Annotated in this window: 15 protein-coding genes; 10 read left to right on the top strand and 5 right to left on the bottom strand. The window is 36.5% G+C overall.

Features of this window, described 5'->3' with window-relative positions; translation table 11 throughout:
• Positions 1-91: 91 nt before the first annotated feature.
• From ACO05S_RS13085 to ACO05S_RS13040, 10 genes are all read left to right on the top strand, one after another.
• The gene (locus ACO05S_RS13085; protein ID WP_421918454.1) at positions 92-1,477 is read left to right on the top strand and encodes a hypothetical protein; all 1,386 of its coding nucleotides are present in this window, start codon (positions 92-94) and stop codon (positions 1,475-1,477) included.
• A 961-nt stretch (positions 1,478-2,438) separates the two neighbouring features.
• Entirely contained in the window at positions 2,439-2,867 is a 429-nt protein-coding gene (locus ACO05S_RS13080) for a SoxR reducing system RseC family protein (protein WP_421918453.1), read from the top strand.
• Between the two features lie 4 nt (positions 2,868-2,871).
• Positions 2,872-3,834 carry a Fe-S cluster domain-containing protein gene (locus ACO05S_RS13075; RefSeq protein ID WP_421918452.1) on the top strand — a complete coding sequence of 321 codons (963 nt, stop codon included), beginning with the start codon at positions 2,872-2,874 and terminating at the stop codon, positions 3,832-3,834.
• Between the two features lie 15 nt (positions 3,835-3,849).
• A complete protein-coding gene (gene rsxC / locus ACO05S_RS13070; RefSeq protein WP_421918451.1) occupies positions 3,850-5,178 on the top strand; it encodes an electron transport complex subunit RsxC in 1,329 nt (442 codons plus the stop codon).
• 54 nt (positions 5,179-5,232) lie between these two features.
• Positions 5,233-5,592: a four helix bundle protein gene (locus tag ACO05S_RS13065; protein WP_421918450.1), complete on the top strand. Its 360-nt coding sequence runs from the start codon at positions 5,233-5,235 to the stop codon at positions 5,590-5,592.
• Between the two features lie 105 nt (positions 5,593-5,697).
• Positions 5,698-6,699, top strand: coding sequence for an RnfABCDGE type electron transport complex subunit D (locus ACO05S_RS13060; protein ID WP_421918449.1), 1,002 nt, complete (start codon positions 5,698-5,700; stop codon positions 6,697-6,699).
• A gap of 2 nt (positions 6,700-6,701) precedes the next feature.
• On the top strand, positions 6,702-7,310 hold the full coding sequence (locus tag ACO05S_RS13055; RefSeq protein WP_421918448.1) for an RnfABCDGE type electron transport complex subunit G: 609 nt from the start codon (positions 6,702-6,704) through the stop codon (positions 7,308-7,310).
• The gene (gene rsxE, locus ACO05S_RS13050) at positions 7,310-7,894 is read left to right on the top strand and encodes an electron transport complex subunit RsxE (RefSeq protein ID WP_421918447.1); all 585 of its coding nucleotides are present in this window, start codon (positions 7,310-7,312) and stop codon (positions 7,892-7,894) included. Before ACO05S_RS13055 ends, rsxE begins: the two co-directional genes overlap by 1 nt.
• 11 nt (positions 7,895-7,905) lie before the next feature.
• Positions 7,906-8,478 carry an electron transport complex subunit RsxA gene (gene rsxA, locus ACO05S_RS13045; RefSeq protein ID WP_054714787.1) on the top strand — a complete coding sequence of 191 codons (573 nt, stop codon included), beginning with the start codon at positions 7,906-7,908 and terminating at the stop codon, positions 8,476-8,478.
• 206 nt (positions 8,479-8,684) lie between these two features.
• Positions 8,685-11,519 (top strand): ATP-binding protein, encoded by a 2,835-nt coding sequence (locus ACO05S_RS13040; RefSeq protein ID WP_421918446.1) that lies wholly within the window; start codon positions 8,685-8,687, stop codon positions 11,517-11,519.
• A gap of 28 nt (positions 11,520-11,547) precedes the next feature.
• Here the strand turns inward: ACO05S_RS13040 and ACO05S_RS13035 are convergent, their stop codons facing one another.
• The 5 genes from ACO05S_RS13035 to ACO05S_RS13015 all read right to left on the bottom strand — a co-directional run bounded on the left by ACO05S_RS13035 (position 11,548) and on the right by ACO05S_RS13015 (position 18,968).
• Positions 11,548-12,618, bottom strand: coding sequence for an adenylate/guanylate cyclase domain-containing protein (locus ACO05S_RS13035; RefSeq protein WP_421918445.1), 1,071 nt, complete (start codon positions 12,616-12,618; stop codon positions 11,548-11,550).
• Positions 12,608-12,790: a hypothetical protein gene (locus tag ACO05S_RS13030; protein ID WP_421918444.1), complete on the bottom strand. Its 183-nt coding sequence runs from the start codon at positions 12,788-12,790 to the stop codon at positions 12,608-12,610. Before ACO05S_RS13030 ends, ACO05S_RS13035 begins: the two co-directional genes overlap by 11 nt.
• 661 nt (positions 12,791-13,451) lie before the next feature.
• On the bottom strand, positions 13,452-14,828 hold the full coding sequence (locus ACO05S_RS13025) for a TolC family protein (protein ID WP_421918443.1): 1,377 nt from the start codon (positions 14,826-14,828) through the stop codon (positions 13,452-13,454).
• Positions 14,829-14,838: 10 nt separating this feature from the next.
• Positions 14,839-17,901 carry an efflux RND transporter permease subunit gene (locus tag ACO05S_RS13020; protein ID WP_421918442.1) on the bottom strand — a complete coding sequence of 1,021 codons (3,063 nt, stop codon included), beginning with the start codon at positions 17,899-17,901 and terminating at the stop codon, positions 14,839-14,841.
• Complete coding sequence (locus ACO05S_RS13015) at positions 17,898-18,968, bottom strand: efflux RND transporter periplasmic adaptor subunit (RefSeq protein ID WP_421918441.1); 1,071 nt, start codon at positions 18,966-18,968, stop codon at positions 17,898-17,900. Before ACO05S_RS13015 ends, ACO05S_RS13020 begins: the two co-directional genes overlap by 4 nt.
• Between the last annotated feature and the right edge of the window lie 101 nt (positions 18,969-19,069).

The raw sequence follows: 19,069 nt of genomic DNA, 5'->3' as shown, positions 1-19,069 counted from the left end.
AGCCTGATTAAAATAATTATTAAACACACACGGCAATGATTATTCTGATCTTGTGGCATCCATCTGACAAATGAAAAAAACTTACACACCGATGAAAAAACTATTACTACTAACTTTCCTGTCTTTGTTGCTATTCGAAAATCAAGCAGTAGCACAAAAAGAAAATTCATTTTATGGCTTCGATAACTCATTCGAAAGCCTTACTAATCCTGATTCCTTAAATCTTTTTACCGGATCCTTTGCATTTGCCAGAATTGGAGGTGAAAACTATGCAGGAGCCAGATTGCAACCGGAACTAAATTTTGGTAAAATCGGACTTGGATTTGATATTCCTGTATATTTTAACCTGGAAACTGGAGATTTATATAGTGATGAATTTAAAAATGGATCCGGAATCCTTCGTTTGATCAGTTATATAAGATATGGTAGAAAGAAAAAAGACCCGGTATTCATTAAACTTGGTCAGCTTAGAGCAGAGTCGCTTGGCTATGGAAATTTGTTAAACAATTACAGTAATTCGCCTAATTTCGAAAAAAGAAAAGTCGGTGTAAGCTACGATTTCCGAATCAAAAAAGTATTTGGTATTGAAGGCATTTACAGCGATTTTAATCTTGAATCTTTCAACCTGTTTGCGATCCGTCCTTACGTTCGTCCCTTTGGGGCAAGCGGAATTCCTGTCCTTAAAACATTAGATTTTGGGATCTCCTATATCACCGATAAGGATAGAACAAATCGATTCAGTGATGGTTCTGGTAAAAACGAATTCCTATCGGATGGCATGAGTGCATATGCTTTCGACATGGGAATTACTTTAATCAACTCTAGTTTTATAAACCTTACGGGATATACTCATTTTAGCAAGTTGGCCAAAATAAAATCAGACTCTTTGGCAAGATATCACCAAGCAATACCTCCAAGCCACGGTTACAAGGCCGGAAAGGGAATGGGAATTGGTGCCAATGCCAACATGAATATTGTTGGCAATTTTTTTAGACTAAATACCAGACTTGAGCGACTTTGGTATAGCGATAACTATCTACCTCAATTTTTTGATGTACACTATGAAATTAATAAGGATGCTAAAATTGCAGCACTAGGTAATTCCAAAAATAAGCAAGGTATCTACGGATCGCTAACGGCTTCATTAATGGATAAAGTTCTGGTAGGAGGAAGTTTGTTATTGCCTGACAATGTAGGTAAAGAAAGCCCGGCAAGTATGCATTTAAACCTTCGCACCAAAGATTTATTCGATAAGATTATCATAGAAGGATACTACACCAAATCCAATTTAGTTGATTTTGGAGATACGTTTAAGTTCGACGATAATTCTCTCGCTTTAATTAGATTTGCCTATAAAATTAGTCCGGTTGTAGCTACAGGAATTGATTACAAATGGACATGGAACAAACAGGACGATGGCTCTTACAAAGCCGATAATTCTGTAATGCCTTATATCGCTTTAAGATTTCAATTCTAAAACAATAGATTTAAAAACTTGCCCCTTTGATTTTAACAAGTTTGGGCAAGTTTTTTACCCAAGCAAGTACGTCCTTTAACCTGCTTTACTCATTTAGGTTACATAAAAGGCCGAAAGGGGTCGATACCAGCATAAGAATCACTCAAACAAGAAACTCCGTCGAAAACTGTAAACACCAAGGGTGCTTATCATGTGATCCGCTAATGGTAAATATATGTATTATACTAATATTTATATGTTTTATACCAATTTCTATTTGCTTTAAACTAAGATTTATATGTATTATACCTATAAATATAGGTCTTCTACCTATTCATATAGGTTCATAACCAAGATGAATATGTATTATACTTCCAATTATATGTATTTAACTAATATTTATTAGTTTTATACTTATATATCATTGTATTATACATCTATGTCGATCCTTTATACATTTCTATTAATGACACATTCATTCCCTAGTTTTATTGGTTATTGCCATAAGGCAAATCTATTTGGATTTATCCCCTTTGCCTTTCAAAATATCTGGTAATACCAGTACTACCACGAAATAAATTTCGATCTGTTTATACTTTTTTCGATTTGTTAAATGGAAGCCACAAGATTAAAATAACGTGAGTTTCATAATAAAACTGGTAGAATCAGCAATGCTTAAAACCGCTTGTACTATGTATAACCAATCTAAATTATCTCGTTTGCATAAATCACGAATATTAACGATTTTTTTCTTGAATAGCCCAAACCAACTGGAAGCAATATACATACATCAAAAATTGCAATCTCTACATTACAAAAGCAAGGAAGTCGCTCTATTTAAACACGCTATAAATAGACTTTTTCGGCATGGAATGTAAGCTAAAGTATTAATTTTGTTGGCATGTGTTACATAACATACAGTATTAAACCTACTGATATACAGTAGTTAAACACCCAAATAAAATCAGAAAGTGGCTTAAGCATGAGTAATCCCAAACAAATTGATCATGAGGGAACCATTCTTGAAATAGAGCATGGAAAGATTACGGTGGGAATTGTTAATGTTTCCGCTTGTGCCGGATGTCATGCCAAAGGGGCATGCAGCATGTCCGACATGAAAGAAAAATCAATTGATGTTATTGATTACACCAACGAGTATTCTGTTGGGGAAAAAGTAAAGTTGACCTACCAGGAATCCTTGGGTTGGTTCGCTTTATTGATTGCCTACGTGCTACCCTTCGTACTTGTTTTACTGGTACTTTTTATTGCAACAGCAATTACTAACGACGAATTAATAAGTGGTTTATTGTCTTTGGCAGTTTTACCTCCTTATTATATCATATTGTCCTTTTTTAAAGGACGACTAAAGAAAACGTTTTCATTTACAATAGAAAAAATCGTAAACATTTAATTCTATGAGCATTATAGCTATCACTATTCTGGCTTTGTGTGCGATTGGCGTTACAGCAGCAGTTATCCTGTATTTTGTAGCCCAAAAATTCAAAGTGTACGAAGATCCTCGAATTGACGAGGTTGAAGAAGCATTGCCTGCAGCTAACTGTGGGGGTTGTGGTTATCCGGGTTGTAGAGGTTTTGCCGAAGCATTGGTCAAAGCCGACGACATCGCTAACTTCAACTGTCCTGTTGGTGGAGCCGCAGTAATGTCGCATGTTGGTGCCCTTTTAGGACACGAAGTAAAAGCAGCAGATCCAACTGTTGCGGTAGTTCGTTGTAACGGAACTTGCGAGAACCGTCCAAAAACAAATCAGTACGACGGAGCAAACTCTTGTTCTATTGCTGCATCACTTTATAGTGGCGAAACCGGTTGTCAGCACGGTTGTTTAGGTTTAGGAGAGTGTGTTGACGCTTGTAATTTCGATGCCATGTATATGGATGAAGAAACAGGTCTTCCGGTAATTGTTGAAGACAAATGTGTTTCTTGTGGTGCCTGTGTTAAAGCTTGTCCCAACAACATTATCGAGCTTCGAAAAAAAGGTCCGAAGAGTCGCCGAATCTTTGTATCCTGTGTAAACAAGGATAAAGGTGTCGTTGCAAAAAAAGCATGTAATGTAGCATGTATTGGTTGTCGCAAGTGCGAGAAAGAGTGTCCGTTCGATGCCATTACTGTTGAAAACAACTTGGCATACATTGACTATAACAAATGCAAGTTGTGTAGAAAATGTGTGGTGGTTTGTCCAACCAATGCAATACATGAAATAAACTTCCCTGCTCGCAAAGAAAAACCTGCAAGTAAACCAGCTGCTAAGCCAGCCGCAATAACTACAAAGCAAGTGGCCGAAGCAAAACCGGAAGTTAAAGCTGCTAAGGCAGAGCCTAAAGCAAACGATTCGAATGAAGAAACATCTGATAACAAATAAATAGGAGGATAATCAGTGTTAAAAACATTTTCTATAGGAGGTATTCACCCGGCAGAAAACAAACTATCTGCTAACAGTGCAATCCAGGCATTGCCAATACCCCAAATGGTAAGCATTCCAATTTCACAACATATTGGAGCTCCTGCTACTCCTGTTGTAAAGAAGAACGACGAAGTTAAAGTAGGTCAATTAATTGCAAAATCTTCTGGATTTGTATCTGCAAACATTCACTCTTCAGTTTCTGGAAAAGTATTCAAGGTAGATGATATCATGGATGCAAGTGGATTCCGTAGAACATCAATCATTATTAAAGTTGAAGGTGATGAATGGCTAGAGCACATCGATAGAAGCGAAGACCTGGTTAAAGAAATCAGCGCAAGCAAAGAAGAAATTATCAAGCGTGTAGGCGATGCAGGTATCGTTGGCCTGGGAGGTGCAACTTTCCCTGCCCATGTTAAACTTTCAGTACCTCCGGGAAAAACTGCCGAAGTTCTGATTGTTAATGCTGTTGAGTGTGAACCATATCTGACTTCTGACCACCGTATCATGTTAGAGAAAGGTGATGAAGTATTAGTTGGCACTCAAATTCTGATGAAAGCATTGGGTGTAAATAAAGCAATAATCGGTATCGAAAATAACAAACCTGATGCAATTGCTCACCTAACAAAACTTGCAGCAAACTATAAAGGAATAGAAATTTGTCCTTTAAAAACTCAATATCCACAAGGCGGTGAAAAGCAACTAATCGCAGCAACTATCAAGCGTGAGGTTCCATCTGGCGCTCTTCCTATAGAGGTGGGAGCAGTTGTTCAGAATGTAGGTACTGCCTTTGCTGTTTACGAAGCCATTCAGAAAAACAAACCATTGATCGAACGTGTTGCTACCATTACAGGTAAATCCTTAAAGAATCCATCGAACTGGATGTTCAGAATAGGAACTCCTGTTAAAGACATCATCGAAGCTGCTGGTGGAATTCCTGAAGATACTGGTAAAATTGTTGGTGGTGGCCCAATGATGGGTAAAGCATTATCAAGTATTGATGTGCCATTAACTAAAGGAAGTTCTGGATTATTACTACTTCCCCGTGAAGAAACGGCACGTAAAGCAACTAAAGCATGTATCCGCTGTGGCAAATGTGTTTCAGTTTGTCCTATGGGCCTTGAGCCATATTTGCTAATGGTTTGTGCTGATCAGAAAAATTACGAGCGCTTAGAAAAAGATGCGGTTATGGATTGTATCGAATGCGGTTCTTGTAGCTATACCTGTCCTGCTCATCGTCCTTTATTGGATTATATCCGATTAGGAAAAGGAAAAGTGGGTCAGATTATGAGAGCAAGAAAATAAAAAAATAAGTACTTAGAATACTTGGAGTGCCTAAAATACTTAAAGTGAATAGAAATGGATAATAAAGATTTTGGTAACCAATTGGAGAAAAGAACTAAAACGTTCGCTCTTTCTGTTATCAAATTATCAGTTTCTCTTCCAAATATCCCAGAAAGTAAAGTGATAAGAAATCAAGTTACGAAATCGGGAACAAGTGTTGGAGCCAACTACCGAGAAGCAAATAGATCTAGAAGCAAAGCTGATTTTAAAAATAAAATCAAGATTTGTGAAAGTGAAGCAAGTGAAACTGTTTATTGGTTGGAATTAATAAACGAAATGGATTGGTTATCTCTTAACAGAATTGATCCCATTTTAAAAGAAGCCAATGAACTTGTAGCATTATTCACATCTATTAGCAACAAATTAAAACTCTAAGTACTTTAAATACTTTAGGCACTTTAAGTACTAAAAAACCATTTTAAATACTTAAAGCATCTATAACAGTAGAAACAAATAAAATTTAACTAATAAATTCAAAAAATGAACACCAAAGTACTTGTCGCACCATCTCCGCATGTTCACAGTGGAGATTCCATACAGAAAAACATGTATGGTGTGGTATTTGCGATGCTTCCGGCGCTGCTATTTTCGTTCTTTTACTTTGGATTAGGTGCTCTTGTAGTTACCCTAACCGCCGTAGCATCATGTTACTTATTCGAATTCTTAATTCAAAAATACATCCTAAAAACGGAAGTTACCATTAACGATGGTTCTGCCATTATTACTGGTATTCTATTAGCCTTTAATGTTCCTTCAAATCTTCCAATCTGGATTATCTTGATCGGTGCACTGGTTGCCATTGGTATTGGTAAAATGACATTTGGTGGATTAGGAAACAATGTATTCAACCCTGCATTGGTTGGACGTGTATTCCTTTTAATCTCTTTCCCGGTTCAAATGACCAGTTGGCCGGTATCTAAAGGGTTAAGTAGTGGATATATCGACGTTGATACCGGTGCTACACCTCTTGCCATCATTAAGGAAGGACTGAAAAATGGACAGCCATTGTCAAAATTGATGCAACTTCCTGATATGCCATCAAACATGGATATGTTCCTCGGAAATATGGGAGGATCGATGGGCGAAATTGCAGGTGCTGCTTTAGTTCTTGGATTGATTTACATGCTGATTCGCAAAATCATTAGCTGGCACATTCCTGTAGCCGTAATTGGGTCTGTTGCAATCTTAACCGGAATTCTTCACATGGCTGATCCCGAAGCTTATGCCGGTCCGGTATTCCATATTTTAACCGGTGGTTTGTTATTGGGTGGTATTTTTATGGCAACCGACTATGTAACTTCTCCCATGTCGAATATGGGAATGATAATTTACGGCGTGGGAATTGGTGTCCTAACTGTAGTAATCCGTGTATTTGGAGCATATCCTGAAGGAGTTTCATTTGCCATTCTCATTATGAATGCATTTGTACCACTAATTAATGTGTATGTTAAACCTAAGCGATTCGGCGAAAAAAGGAAATAATCATGGCTGATAAAAAAGAATCTACATTTATTAATATGGTTCTGGTGTTATTCATTGTAACACTAGTTGCCTCGGCTGCATTAGGTGGACTTTACGAGTTAACCAAAGAGCCTATCGCCGCAGCGAAATTGGCTAAAAAATTGAAAGCAATTAAGGAAGTTGTTCCTGAATTTAATAATAACCCAAGCGAGGAAATGTATTCAGTGGATATGCCTACAGGCGATAAACTAGAATTTTACCCTGCAAAGAAAGATGGTAAACTGGTAGGAACTGCAGTAAAAACCTTTACTACCAATGGTTTCTCAGGTTACATCTGGATTATGGTTGGTTTTAAACCTGACGGAACAATTAATAACTATTCGGTATTGGAACACAAAGAGACTCCAGGTTTGGGTACCAAAATGGAGCCTTGGTTTAAAACTACTGATCCTACGAAAGCCAAGTGCTGTATTTTGGGTAAAAATCCTGGAACTGCAAAGCTAAGTGTGAGCAAAGACGGTGGAGAAATAGATGCTATTACTGCTGCTACTATTAGTTCCAGAGCTTTCCTGGATGCCGTTCAGACTGCTTACAATGAGTACAATAAACAAATGGAGGGAGGAAGCAAGTAATGACAAATAAAGACATCTTTTTAAGAGGATTTTTTAAGGAAAATGCCGTTTTCACATTACTATTGGGAATGTGTCCTACATTGGGGGTTACCTCATCAGCAATTAACGGTTTGGGAATGGGCTTGGCTACCACTTTCGTGCTAATCATGTCAAACCTTGTTATTTCATTAGTAAGCTCACAAATTCCCGATAAGGTTAAAATTCCATCATTTATTGTAATTATTGCATCTTTTGTAACCATGGTGGATTTACTAATGGCTGGATACGTACCTGCTTTACACGAGCAATTGGGTGTATTTATTCCGTTGATCGTGGTAAACTGTGTGGTATTAGGTCGCGCTGAAGCTTTTGCCTCTAAAAACAAACTGATTCCTTCAATAATCGATGGAGTTAGCATGGGTTTAGGATTTGCTATGGCATTAACCATGCTAGGTGCAATTCGTGAATTTTTTGGTTCGGGCAAAATGTTTGGAATAACATTATTCAACGAGACCTATGGGATGTTAGTATTCGTATTAGCACCTGGTGCGTTTATCGCATTGGGATACTTAATTGCATTTATTAACCGAGTAAGAAAAGCATAAGGAGAATCGTCATGGAATTTATAGTAATTATAATATCAGCAATATTCGTAAACAACGTAGTATTGATGCAATTCCTTGGAATTTGTCCTTTCCTTGGAGTATCGAAAAAAGTATCTACCGCAGTAGGTATGACAGGAGCAGTTACCTTTGTAATGATTCTGGCAACCATAGTAACTTATCTAATACAACACTATATCCTTAATCCATATGGAATTGGATTCATGCAAACCATTTCTTTTATCTTGGTAATTGCATCCCTTGTACAATTGGTTGAAATTATTTTGAAAAAAGTAAGCCCGGCATTGTATCAGGCATTGGGAGTATTTCTGCCTCTTATTACTACCAACTGTGCCATTTTGGGTGTGGCAATTATGACCATTCAGAAAGACTACAATTTGCTTGAAGCTGTTGTTTTCTCGGGAGCCTCGGCAATTGGTTTTGGATTGGCATTGGTACTTTTTGCAGGCTTAAGAGAACATCTTGATTTGGTGGAATTACCAAAAGGAATAAAAGGAACCCCTGCTGCACTGATTGTAGCTGGTTTATTAGCAATGGCCTTTATGGGATTTTCCGGAATCGTATAGATCAAAATACAATTAATTATTTTTCATAAGCAGCTCAAAATGAGCTGCTTTTTTTTATTGAGTAAATTCCCCTCTACGTAAGCAATAATAAGCTCCTTATCAAAAATCTTGGGTAAATCCAAAGGAATAACTAACTTAGGACGCAAAGCAGCAGGTTTTGTTGACAAGAAACCACGAATTACACACTAAACACAGGTCGAAGCTAAATGCTTAATAAGTTAAAATTTCGTACGAGAGTTCTTGCCGGATTCGGACTTATTTTACTGTTTACGGTACTATTCTTCATCCACTCTATTTTTCAGGTAAAGAAACTTCGCTCAGAATCCGAATTCATTTACACTCACACCTATACAGTTAGTAACAGCGTTCGAGATATCAACACTCACATCCAGATCATGGAAAGTGCCATGAAAGATATCCTACTAGCCAGCACCCAGCAAGAGTTCGATCAGGCCATAGATACCATTAACTTATACCATCTGAAGGTTGAAAATGAATTTGATACGGTGTACAACAAGTTTTTAGGCAACAAAAGAGATGTGGGTGATGCATACCATGCTTTTATGGATTGGGAGGAGATCAGAAACAATATTATCGACCTAAAAGTAAGTGGCAAAGAGCTCTCGGCCAAGAAAATGGTTGATGGAATTGCCGCTACTCACCTAAATAAGCTAAAAGAAAAAACCAAAGTAATGACTGATTTTGCTGCCAACGTTGCCAAATCCAGTTATAAGGAAGCATCCGAAATGCATAATACTACCCTTCTTTGGTTTATTATTGTATCAACCATTATTGTAATAATTTGTATCGCGATTACCTATGTAATTTCCGATAGCATTTCCAGACCAATTAAGAACTTTATTTATAAGGCACAAGCAATTTACCAGGGGCAAGGACATGGGTCAGGCAAAAGAATTAGCGAAGAGAATCTGTTAAGTCACTCAATAAGCGAATTAACCGAAACTTATGGCAAACTCCAAAACGAAATCATAGAACGTGAAAAGGGAGAACAAACCATTCGCGAACAATATCAGGAGATTCACGATTACTCGGAACAGCTAAAATCTTTTAATGAAAAACTGGAAGAAAGGGTAAAAGAACGAACTACCGCACTGGCAACCAGTGAAGAAAAATACAGAAACCTAATTAATGGTAGCACCGATATTATTCTGGTTAACGAATATCTGGGTGATGGATCATCGAAATTAATAGAAGCAAATGATACAGCATGTATCCTTTTGGGTTACGCCCGGGAAGAGCTTCTTCAGCTTTCATTAAGTGATTTTATCGAAGAACTTAGTGAGGATTATATTGTTGATTCTATAAAAAGATTAACTCGCGAAAAGCAGTTTACCAGCGAACAGGTATTTGTTTCGAAGTATGGCAAAAAAACGCCAATGGAAACCGTAAACCAATTGGTAACATTGCAAGGAAAACATGTAATTCTGTCTACTTCGCGTGATATCACCGAAAGGAAAAATGCCCAACAGGCAATCATTTCCAGCGAGAGAAGATTGAAGAAAATGATTCATAAATCTCCTCTTCCAATTGTCATTACCGATGATAAAAACAATATTGAATTTCTGAATGACAAATTTATAGAGCAATTTGGATATACATTAAACGACATCCGAAATTCTGAAGATTGGTATTGCAAATGCTACCCTGACGAAGATTATCGAAATACGGTTATCAAAACCTGGCAAGCCGCCATTAATAAAGCAAAACAGGAGAACACAGATATCGAAAAACAAGAATTTCACATGAACACTAAAAATTGTGAGCAAAGACATTGTGAATTCTTTATGGTTCCCTTCGATAGTTCTTCCATGATTATCATTAACGATATAACGCCCATCAGAGATTCGCAGAGAGAGTTGTTGAAGGCCAAAGAAAAAGCCGAGGAAAGTGACCGCCTAAAGTCTGCATTCCTGGCAAACATGTCGCACGAAATCAGAACTCCGATGAATGGTATTATTGGCTTTGCCGATATGCTAAGAAAACCAGGTAAAACTGATGAACAGCAGAATGTTTATATCGATATCATTTATAAAAGTTCAAACCAGCTTCTTAAGATTATTAATGATATTCTGGACATCTCCAAACTAGACGCAGGGCAAACCATTATTAAAGAAACAAAGTGTTCTATCAATTCAATCCTTGATGATTTACACCTGCAATTCAGTAAAGAAAACATTGCTGACGAAGAGATTGAATTTAGGGTGATTAAATCATTATCTAATGAGAATGCTAAGGTAGTTACCGAAGAAAGAAAATTGCGTCAAGTCCTATCTAATCTTCTAAATAACGCATTTAAATTTACCTCATCAGGATTTATTGAGTTTGGTTACAAACAAATCGAGAACAATTTTCTGGAATTCTATGTTAAAGATACTGGAATTGGCATCCAAAAAGAGAAACAAAATATCATTTTTGAACGTTTCCGTCAAGTTGAAGAATCATTTACCCGGAAGTACGGTGGAACTGGTCTTGGATTGGCTATTTCGAAAGGTTTCGTTGAGCTTATGGGTGGTAAAATAAGAATGTCAACGGTTGAAGATAAAGGAACAACTTTCTACTTCACTATTCCATACAAACCTGTAGATTCGGATCTTCTTCTTGATAAGCAGAAAGTAAAAAAGAAGGGCTACAAATGGGACGATAAGCTGATATTAGTTGTTGAAGATGATGAAACCAACTACAAGTATATCGAAGCTGCTTTAAAACCTACAAAAGTTAAGATACTTCATACCATATCAGGCAACAAAGCCATTGAGTTAAGCTTAAAAAATCCTACCATCAACTTGGTGTTAATGGATCTTCGTTTACCGGATATCAATGGCTTGGAAGCAACACAATCGATCAAGAAAATGCGCGATAATCTCCCAATTATTGCCCAAACGGCAAATGCTTTTAGGGAAGATAAAAACAAGAGCCTCGAGGCGGGTTGTGATGATTTTATTGCCAAGCCTTTTGATGAAAAGAAACTTTTGGAAACCATTAACAAATACTTTAATCAGAACAAAGGGCTTAAAGTATAAATGTTTATACCAAATAGAACTTGGCTTACTAACAAATTTTATAAAGTGCGGTAGTAAGCTTTTTTCCATTCAGAAGAACAGCTCCCAATGGTTCAGACCAGATATCGAAGTAATGATGCAACTTCAATTCCTTAATCAAGTCACCTGATACCAATAGTTTAGACTGATATGAATTACACAATCCCTGAATGCGTGAGGCTGTATTAATTGCATCGCCATGATAAGCAATTTCAGACTTTAATTCTCCAACTTCGGCTATCATTACTTTTCCTGAATGCACCCCTGCTTTAAATACAGGAATCAAACCATATTCCCTTTGATAGTAAGTCTCTTTTTTATTGAGTTCGTCCATAAAGTCAAAAAATACTTGAATACATCTATTGTTTTTAAGACCATGCTCTAATTTCCATGTTAAAACAACCTCGTCACCTACATATTGATATATCTGCGCCTTATTTTTAGTAATTGCCGGAGAGATATCTTTAAAACAATCTTGTAACAACCTACTGTATTTAAAATGCCCCAATTGTTCTGCATACGAAGTTGATGATTTAAGATCCATAAACAGAAAAATTCTTTCCTCTTCTTTCGGTTTATAGTATCGCCCTAATAAGAATTTTAGCAAAACACCGCGCCCTAATTTCTTGTCTATTTCGAAGAATATCTCTATTAAAGTCCCTACGATAAAAAAGTAAGCCAAAATCGAATAAAACAGTTGCGATTTATACAGATCGATTAAATGTTGAAAACTATTAGGGAATTCTTTATTGATAAAAATATCACCCAAATGATAAACCCAATAAATAAGCAAATAAGCACTTAGGATATTTACTGATAATGAAAGTAAAATAATTAACAAATAGTGCGATACAAATTTTCTAATGAAACGAGATATTTTAAATATTATCCCCCAAATCATACCTGCAAGAAAAGCAGACAATATAGAATTATTTAAATCCGAATATCCGTAAATACAAAGTAAATTATTCTCTTCAACCTGAAATGCCATTAAGAAAAAAAGTGCAACAATCCATGTTAGAATAATCTTTCCAAAATAAATTATGGTATTACAAATACGTGCTACTACTTTATTTTCCATGATTACCATTGATAAATGATACCAAATCATCAATTGGCTCTGAACTATTAATCACATAATCATCATTTACTTTTAGAAGAAACAGATGTGTTTTAAGAATTTGTATGTTATTTTTGGAAGGATAATCTAAAATTTTTATTGCCTCGCTATAGAGCGCATTTCTATCATTCATTCTTTTATAATTCTCTTTCATTTTCCCAATCAAACCATATTGGTTTTATTAAAGTAATTTGGATATTGCAATTAACTGAGTATGTAAAAATTCATATCCATTTTGCAACTTTGGTTTAAAACAAGAGAGGATGAATTACAAAGCTGATTAAACCACAAATCAAAACATCCTACAGTTGTAATTCAATCCTCTCTTTTCCCACTATATTTATTTGCTAATTCCCTATTGCTTTTAGAAAACCTGATTTTTTTATATGTAATACCTGTATTATAGTATGCTGCGCAAAAATCACCTCGATCTGCGGTTATTTTTACCTTTCTGTGCTAAAACCGGCCGTTCTGCAGATTTTTTTCTTAATTCTGAGCATTTTTATGTCATACCTTTATGGTTTTAAACCATACCTACTCCTATTTATACCGTTCTGCGCATTATTTGAGCTTTCTGCTTCGAATCACCCATTCTGATAGCTTTTTATAGGCACTCTGCGCATTTTCATCCTGGTCTGGGTAGGGATTTTTCCTGTATAACCATAAAATAAGTCTTGTATAAATCCATGCTCTGGCTTTTTTTTTAAACCAAGAGAGGACGAATTACAAAGCTGATTTAATCACAAATCAACAACATCCTACACTTGTAATTCAATCCTCTCTTTCCCACTATATTAATTTGCTAATTCCCCTTTTGCTTTAAGAAAGCCTGATTCTTTTAATTTGAAATTTATTTTTGCATCTATTAATTCGGTATGAGCTTGCTGCCAAAAGGCTTGAGCATCTAACATCTCAGTTGCATTAGCTAAGCCTTCGTAAAAGCTATTTTTTGTTATCTGCACGTTCTCCTCTGCTTGACTCATCGAAATATCAGCTAACTCTTTTTGTTGATATGCTTCCTGTAAATTAAAATAAGCCTGTTGCACCTCAAGACTGATCAGATCTTTTGTTCGATCTAACTTAAGCTTGCGTTGCTTTGTCTGAAACTTTCTCGCAGCCACTCTGTGCTTTCTTTCGTTCCAATGAAAAATCGGAACTGAAAGGTTCGCCTGAACGGTTAAACTTTGACGTGAATCCATCAAGTTTTCGATTCTACTTGTGTAGCCATAGGATGCACCAAGACCTAATTGTGGCAGATAATCGGCAAGAGTACTTTTCTCCTCCTGTTTATCAATTTCAACCTGTTTGCCTAACAATAGGATCTCAGGTCGCTGCTGCATGGCTTTTTGAATAAAATTATTATCAATATTCTTATTTTCTACACAAATAACTGTATCAGAAGCAATCAAATCACTCTTTAAATCTTTGCCGATTACCTGACAAAGTGCCATTCGCGAAAGAATGCGAGCATTTTTAATTCTGAACAAATCTAATTTTGCCTGATTGAACTGCACCTGAGCTTTTAAAAGTTCATTCTTTGTTGTTAATTCCAGATCGAAGGCATTCTTCAAATCGGTAACCAATTGATTCAACATTTCAACATATTTTTCGGCCACTTTTACTCTTTCGGTAAGCGATACCAGGTTCCAATATGCCTCATCGGTTTCAAGAATGACTTCTGATTCTTTTAATTTTCGATTAAACACGGATACTTGTGATACTAACTTGGCCATTTTATAATTACTTCTCACCTTTCCACCTGCGTAAATGGGCTGACTTAAAATCAGATTGGCCGAGTAATAGTCTATATTACCCATTTGGATATTTAAGCCAGGAAAATAAACATCACTTGTACCTGTATAGTTTCCTAACTTTGCGTCTTCAATGCTATTGGCAGTCGGAAGAAAAAAGCCTGACAAGGAAATATCATCAATGCCATGCAAATAATTATAATTTCCTTCTGCACGTAGGTTTGGTAAGAAATGTGTGAATGCAAACTTTACATTAGATTGACTTTCGGAAATTAACTCATCAGCAATTTTAATTCTCTGATTGTATTCCAAAGCCAATTTACGACTCTCATTTAGTGATAAAGTTTCCTGCCCGATCCCTTGAAATGATATCATGGAAATGGCCAGAATGATATATGTATTGTATTTGAATAATTTCATGAAAGCTGTATTATAATTCCATTACATTTTTAGTATTAACCCGATAGAAAACCGCATATAATACCGGTACAACAATTAATGTGATGATTGATCCTAAAAGCAAGCCAAACATGATTGCTACAGCCATTCCGCCAAACAATTCATCCGGAATGAGCGGGATCATACCAAGAATGGTTGTGAATGATGCCATTATCACCGGTCGCATTCTTGAAACTGCTGAATCTATAATGGCTGTTAGAACCTGTTTTCCCGCTTTGATTTCAAGATTAATCTGATCTAATAAGACCACCGAATTCTTAATCATCATTCCCATCAGCCCCAGAGTACCAAGAACTGGTATAAATCCGAAGGGTTTCCCAGTTATCCACAAACCATAACTTACACCAATCAATGCCAATGGCAATACGATTAAGATAATAATGGGCTGACGGAAATTATTGAATAACATCATAATAATGATAACCATTAAAAGAAAGGCCAGCGGCAAGAATTTATTGATATTCTCATTGGCATCAGCACTGTTCTTATGCTCCCCTAACCATTCCAAATCATAAGCATCAGGCAATGGTATTGCTTCTACCTTATCCCGTATTTTATTGAATACATCAGGCGCATTGTAACCCGGAGCAGGATCGCACTGAGCTTTTATTGCCCTGCGACGATTGTATCTTTTTATGACAGGATCTTCGAAATTAATTTCAATACCTGAAACCACCTGACGCAATGGAATACTATGGTCTTTTGTCCCCCACACCGGAGTATTCTCCAAAGCTTCCACATATTTATCTTCATCTGTGGTTGTTTTCAGATAAATCGGTAAAATATCATCTGCTTTTCGAAAAACCCCAATCGCTAATCCATTGGTAGCACTTGCCAAAGCATTCGAAACATCAGAACGATTAATTCCTGTAATACGAGATTGAGCCTGCGAAAATCGAGGATTCCAAACCTTAACCTGATTTTTCCAATTGTTGGTAACCTTGATGGCTAAAGGCTCCTCTTCCATAATTCTTTCTGCTTTTTCAGACAATTCTCTTAACACTTTAGGATCGGGACCGGAAAACTTAGCCTCTATCATTGCCTCGGTTGAAATTGGTGAATAGTATCTTACTCTGGCTCTAACCCATGGATAATTTTCATCCAAATAGGTTTGAAGTTCCGCTCCAAACTTAACAGTAGTTTCATAATCTTTCGTATCAACAACCAGTTCCCCATAATTTGAATTTCTATTGGTAAATGGCCTTACCAAAGTATATCGTGCCGGAGTTGATCCAATACTTGTGGTAACATTTAGTACTTCCTCCTGATCTAACAAATAAGTTTCAAGACCAGAAAGTTCGTTCTCTACAGTTTCAATATCAGAACCTTCAGGCAACCAATACTCCACAATAAATTGATTGTATTCAAGATTAGGCATAAATAGTTGCTTTACATTCTTAAATAATAATACTGCCGACAAGAACATTAACAAGGTAACAGTCAAAATCATGGTTTTGTGTCGAAGGGAGTATTTGATAAAGTTTCGAAACATCTGATAAAATCTCCCTGCATATGGATCCACTTGCTCTTCTTCACTTTCCTGTTTCTCATATTTTTTTCCTTTCAGAAATAAATCGCAGAAATAAGGAGTTTGAGTTAATGCTAGAATCCAACTCAGAAACAAGGAGATGGCTACAACTTGGAATAAACTGGTACAAAACTCCCCAGTACTATCAGGTGATAAGTAAATTGGTAAAAAAGCAAGAATGGCTACTACAGTAGCACCCAATAAAGGCATTGCTGTTTGCTTGGAAGTACGACTCATTGCCTCCGATCTTTTCACCCCTTTCTTTAGATCTACCAAAATACCATCGGCAATAACAATGGCATTGTCAACCAACATACCCATCGAAATAATAATTGCAGCAAGACTTACTCGTTGCAATGTAATATCCATGCTTAGCATGATGATAAATGTACCCAAAATGGTAAATATCAAGCCACTACCAATTAACAGACCGGTGCGGAATCCCATTGCCAACAGAAGTACAAATACAACTATCAGTACCGATTCAATTAGGTTGACCATAAATTGATCAATTGCAATACTTACACGTTCCGGTTGGTAAAATACACGATTGATATTGATTCCAACTGGTACATTTTTCTTCAGCTCGCCAATTCTTAGCTGAACCTTTTTCCCCAATTCAATTACATTACCACCTTTATCCATGGCAATGGCTAGTCCAATAGCCGGGGTCTGATTGTACTTCATTTTTCTAGAAAATGGTCGCACATAACTTTCCCTAACCTCTGCAATATCTTTCAGAAAAACAGGATTTTGACCATTTGCCGAAATTAAGATGTTTTTTAGGTCTGCCAGTTCATGAAAGCTGCCATCGGAAGCAATTCGAACCCTGTCTCCTCCCACTTTTAAACTCCCTGGATTTACCATGCTGTTTTGTTGATTTAGGATTTGGATTACATGGGCAGGATGGATGCCTAAATAGGCCAATTTTTCCTGAGAAAGTTCAACATTAATGCAGGTTTCTTGTTCCCCAAAAAGATTGATTCTTTTAACGCCATCAACTAAGAGCAACTCTCTTTTCATGTATCGCGCATAATCCTGAATCTCTTCTTCTGAATAACCATCTCCACTTAAAGCAAGAAAAATTCCGTATACATCCCCAAAATCATCAACCACCATAGGATCTGATGCTCCCTGTGGCAATGCCCGTTTAATATCATTGACTTTCCTTCTGAGAATATCCCACAGCTGTGGCAATTCGTTTGTTCTTACTTTCTTGCTAACATTAACAGTAATTTCGGAATATCCAGCCATGGAACGTGACTCTATATTAAGGATATTATCCATTGACTGAATGGCCGTTTCCAATATTTCAGTTACACGCAGTTCCACCTCGTGTGGTGAGGCTCCTGGATATTGAGTAATCACCAAGGCCGATTTTACACTGATTTCGGCATCCTCGAGCTTTCCCATTTTAAAGAATGCGGCTACACCACCAAAAACAATAGCTATCAGGACAAATAATAATACTTTTCGCTGTTTTAATACAGCTTCTGTAAAATTCATAACTGACCTCCTATATTGGTATTAGACTTCTTAACCAACATTTTAACTTTTTGTCCTTCTTTCAAAAAATGAACTCCGGCTGCCACCACCATTTCTCCATTAGAAATACCTTCAGCCAGATTTACCATACCATTGGAATCGAATCCTAACATTTTAATTTCACGCTGTTGAACGCAGTTCGTGCTGTTATCAAAAATCCAAACGTAAGATTTTCCTTTATTGCTAAAAACGGATTCTACTGGCACTTTATAGTTTGCAGACCCTTCGGAGGTAAGAAAAACGGTAATGCTAGCCACCATTCCAGGTGCAACTTGTTTTTTATTGGCATCAAGCTTTAACCTCATTTTATAGAAATTATCACCATTTGGTTTTCTTTCAATATCTATTAAACTAAGCTTAAAGTCAGTATTTTTAAAATTTTCAAATTTGCACACAAAGGATTCGAACGAATTTTTTATCATAAAATCATTCTCACTTAAAGCAACGTTTACTTCCAGATTTTTTAAATCAAGTATGGATACGATTGGTTGCCCAACTCCCACTTTTTCGAAATTTTCAACAAACATCTCTTGCACATAGCCTGTGAATGGTGCATAGATCTTGGTATCTTCCAAAGCATTCTCAGCTGCTTCTTTCTGAGCTTTAGCTAACTTAAAGGCAGCTTGTGTTTGATCGTATACACTTTTTGAAGTACTCCTTTTTTGGAACAAAGCTGCATATCTCTCTGCCTGTAATTTCGCATTTTCGTAATTGGCGTTGGCTGACTCAAGATTCACAATAAAATCTCTTTTATCGAGTTCGGCTATTACCTCTCCTTTTTTTACCAACTGACCTTGGTCAACATTAAGTTTTACAAGTGGGCCAGGAACCTGAAAAGCCATTCGAACTTCTCGCGATTCTTTGACTAGGCCAGTAAAAACCTTCTTATTTTTCTCATTACCACTTGCATTCACCTTATAAACTTTAACAGGTTGTACAAGTTTTACATTATTCTCTTTCTCGTTTTTACAAGAAAAAAGACCTGCTGTCAATACCAACAGCAGAATTAAGGCTTTAGAAATTTTCATCGTCTGCAACTTTTTTGAACTATCAGTGTTCATAGAGTTCATTTTTATTCAAAAAATATATGAAGCTGTCTACTCCAATATCTATTTTACATCAACTTTAA

Origin of the sequence: Marinifilum sp., assembly GCF_965230805.1 — a bacterium.
Taxonomy (GTDB): Bacteria; Bacteroidota; Bacteroidia; order Bacteroidales; family Marinifilaceae; genus Marinifilum.
This window is presented reverse-complemented; position numbering and strand designations above follow the sequence as displayed.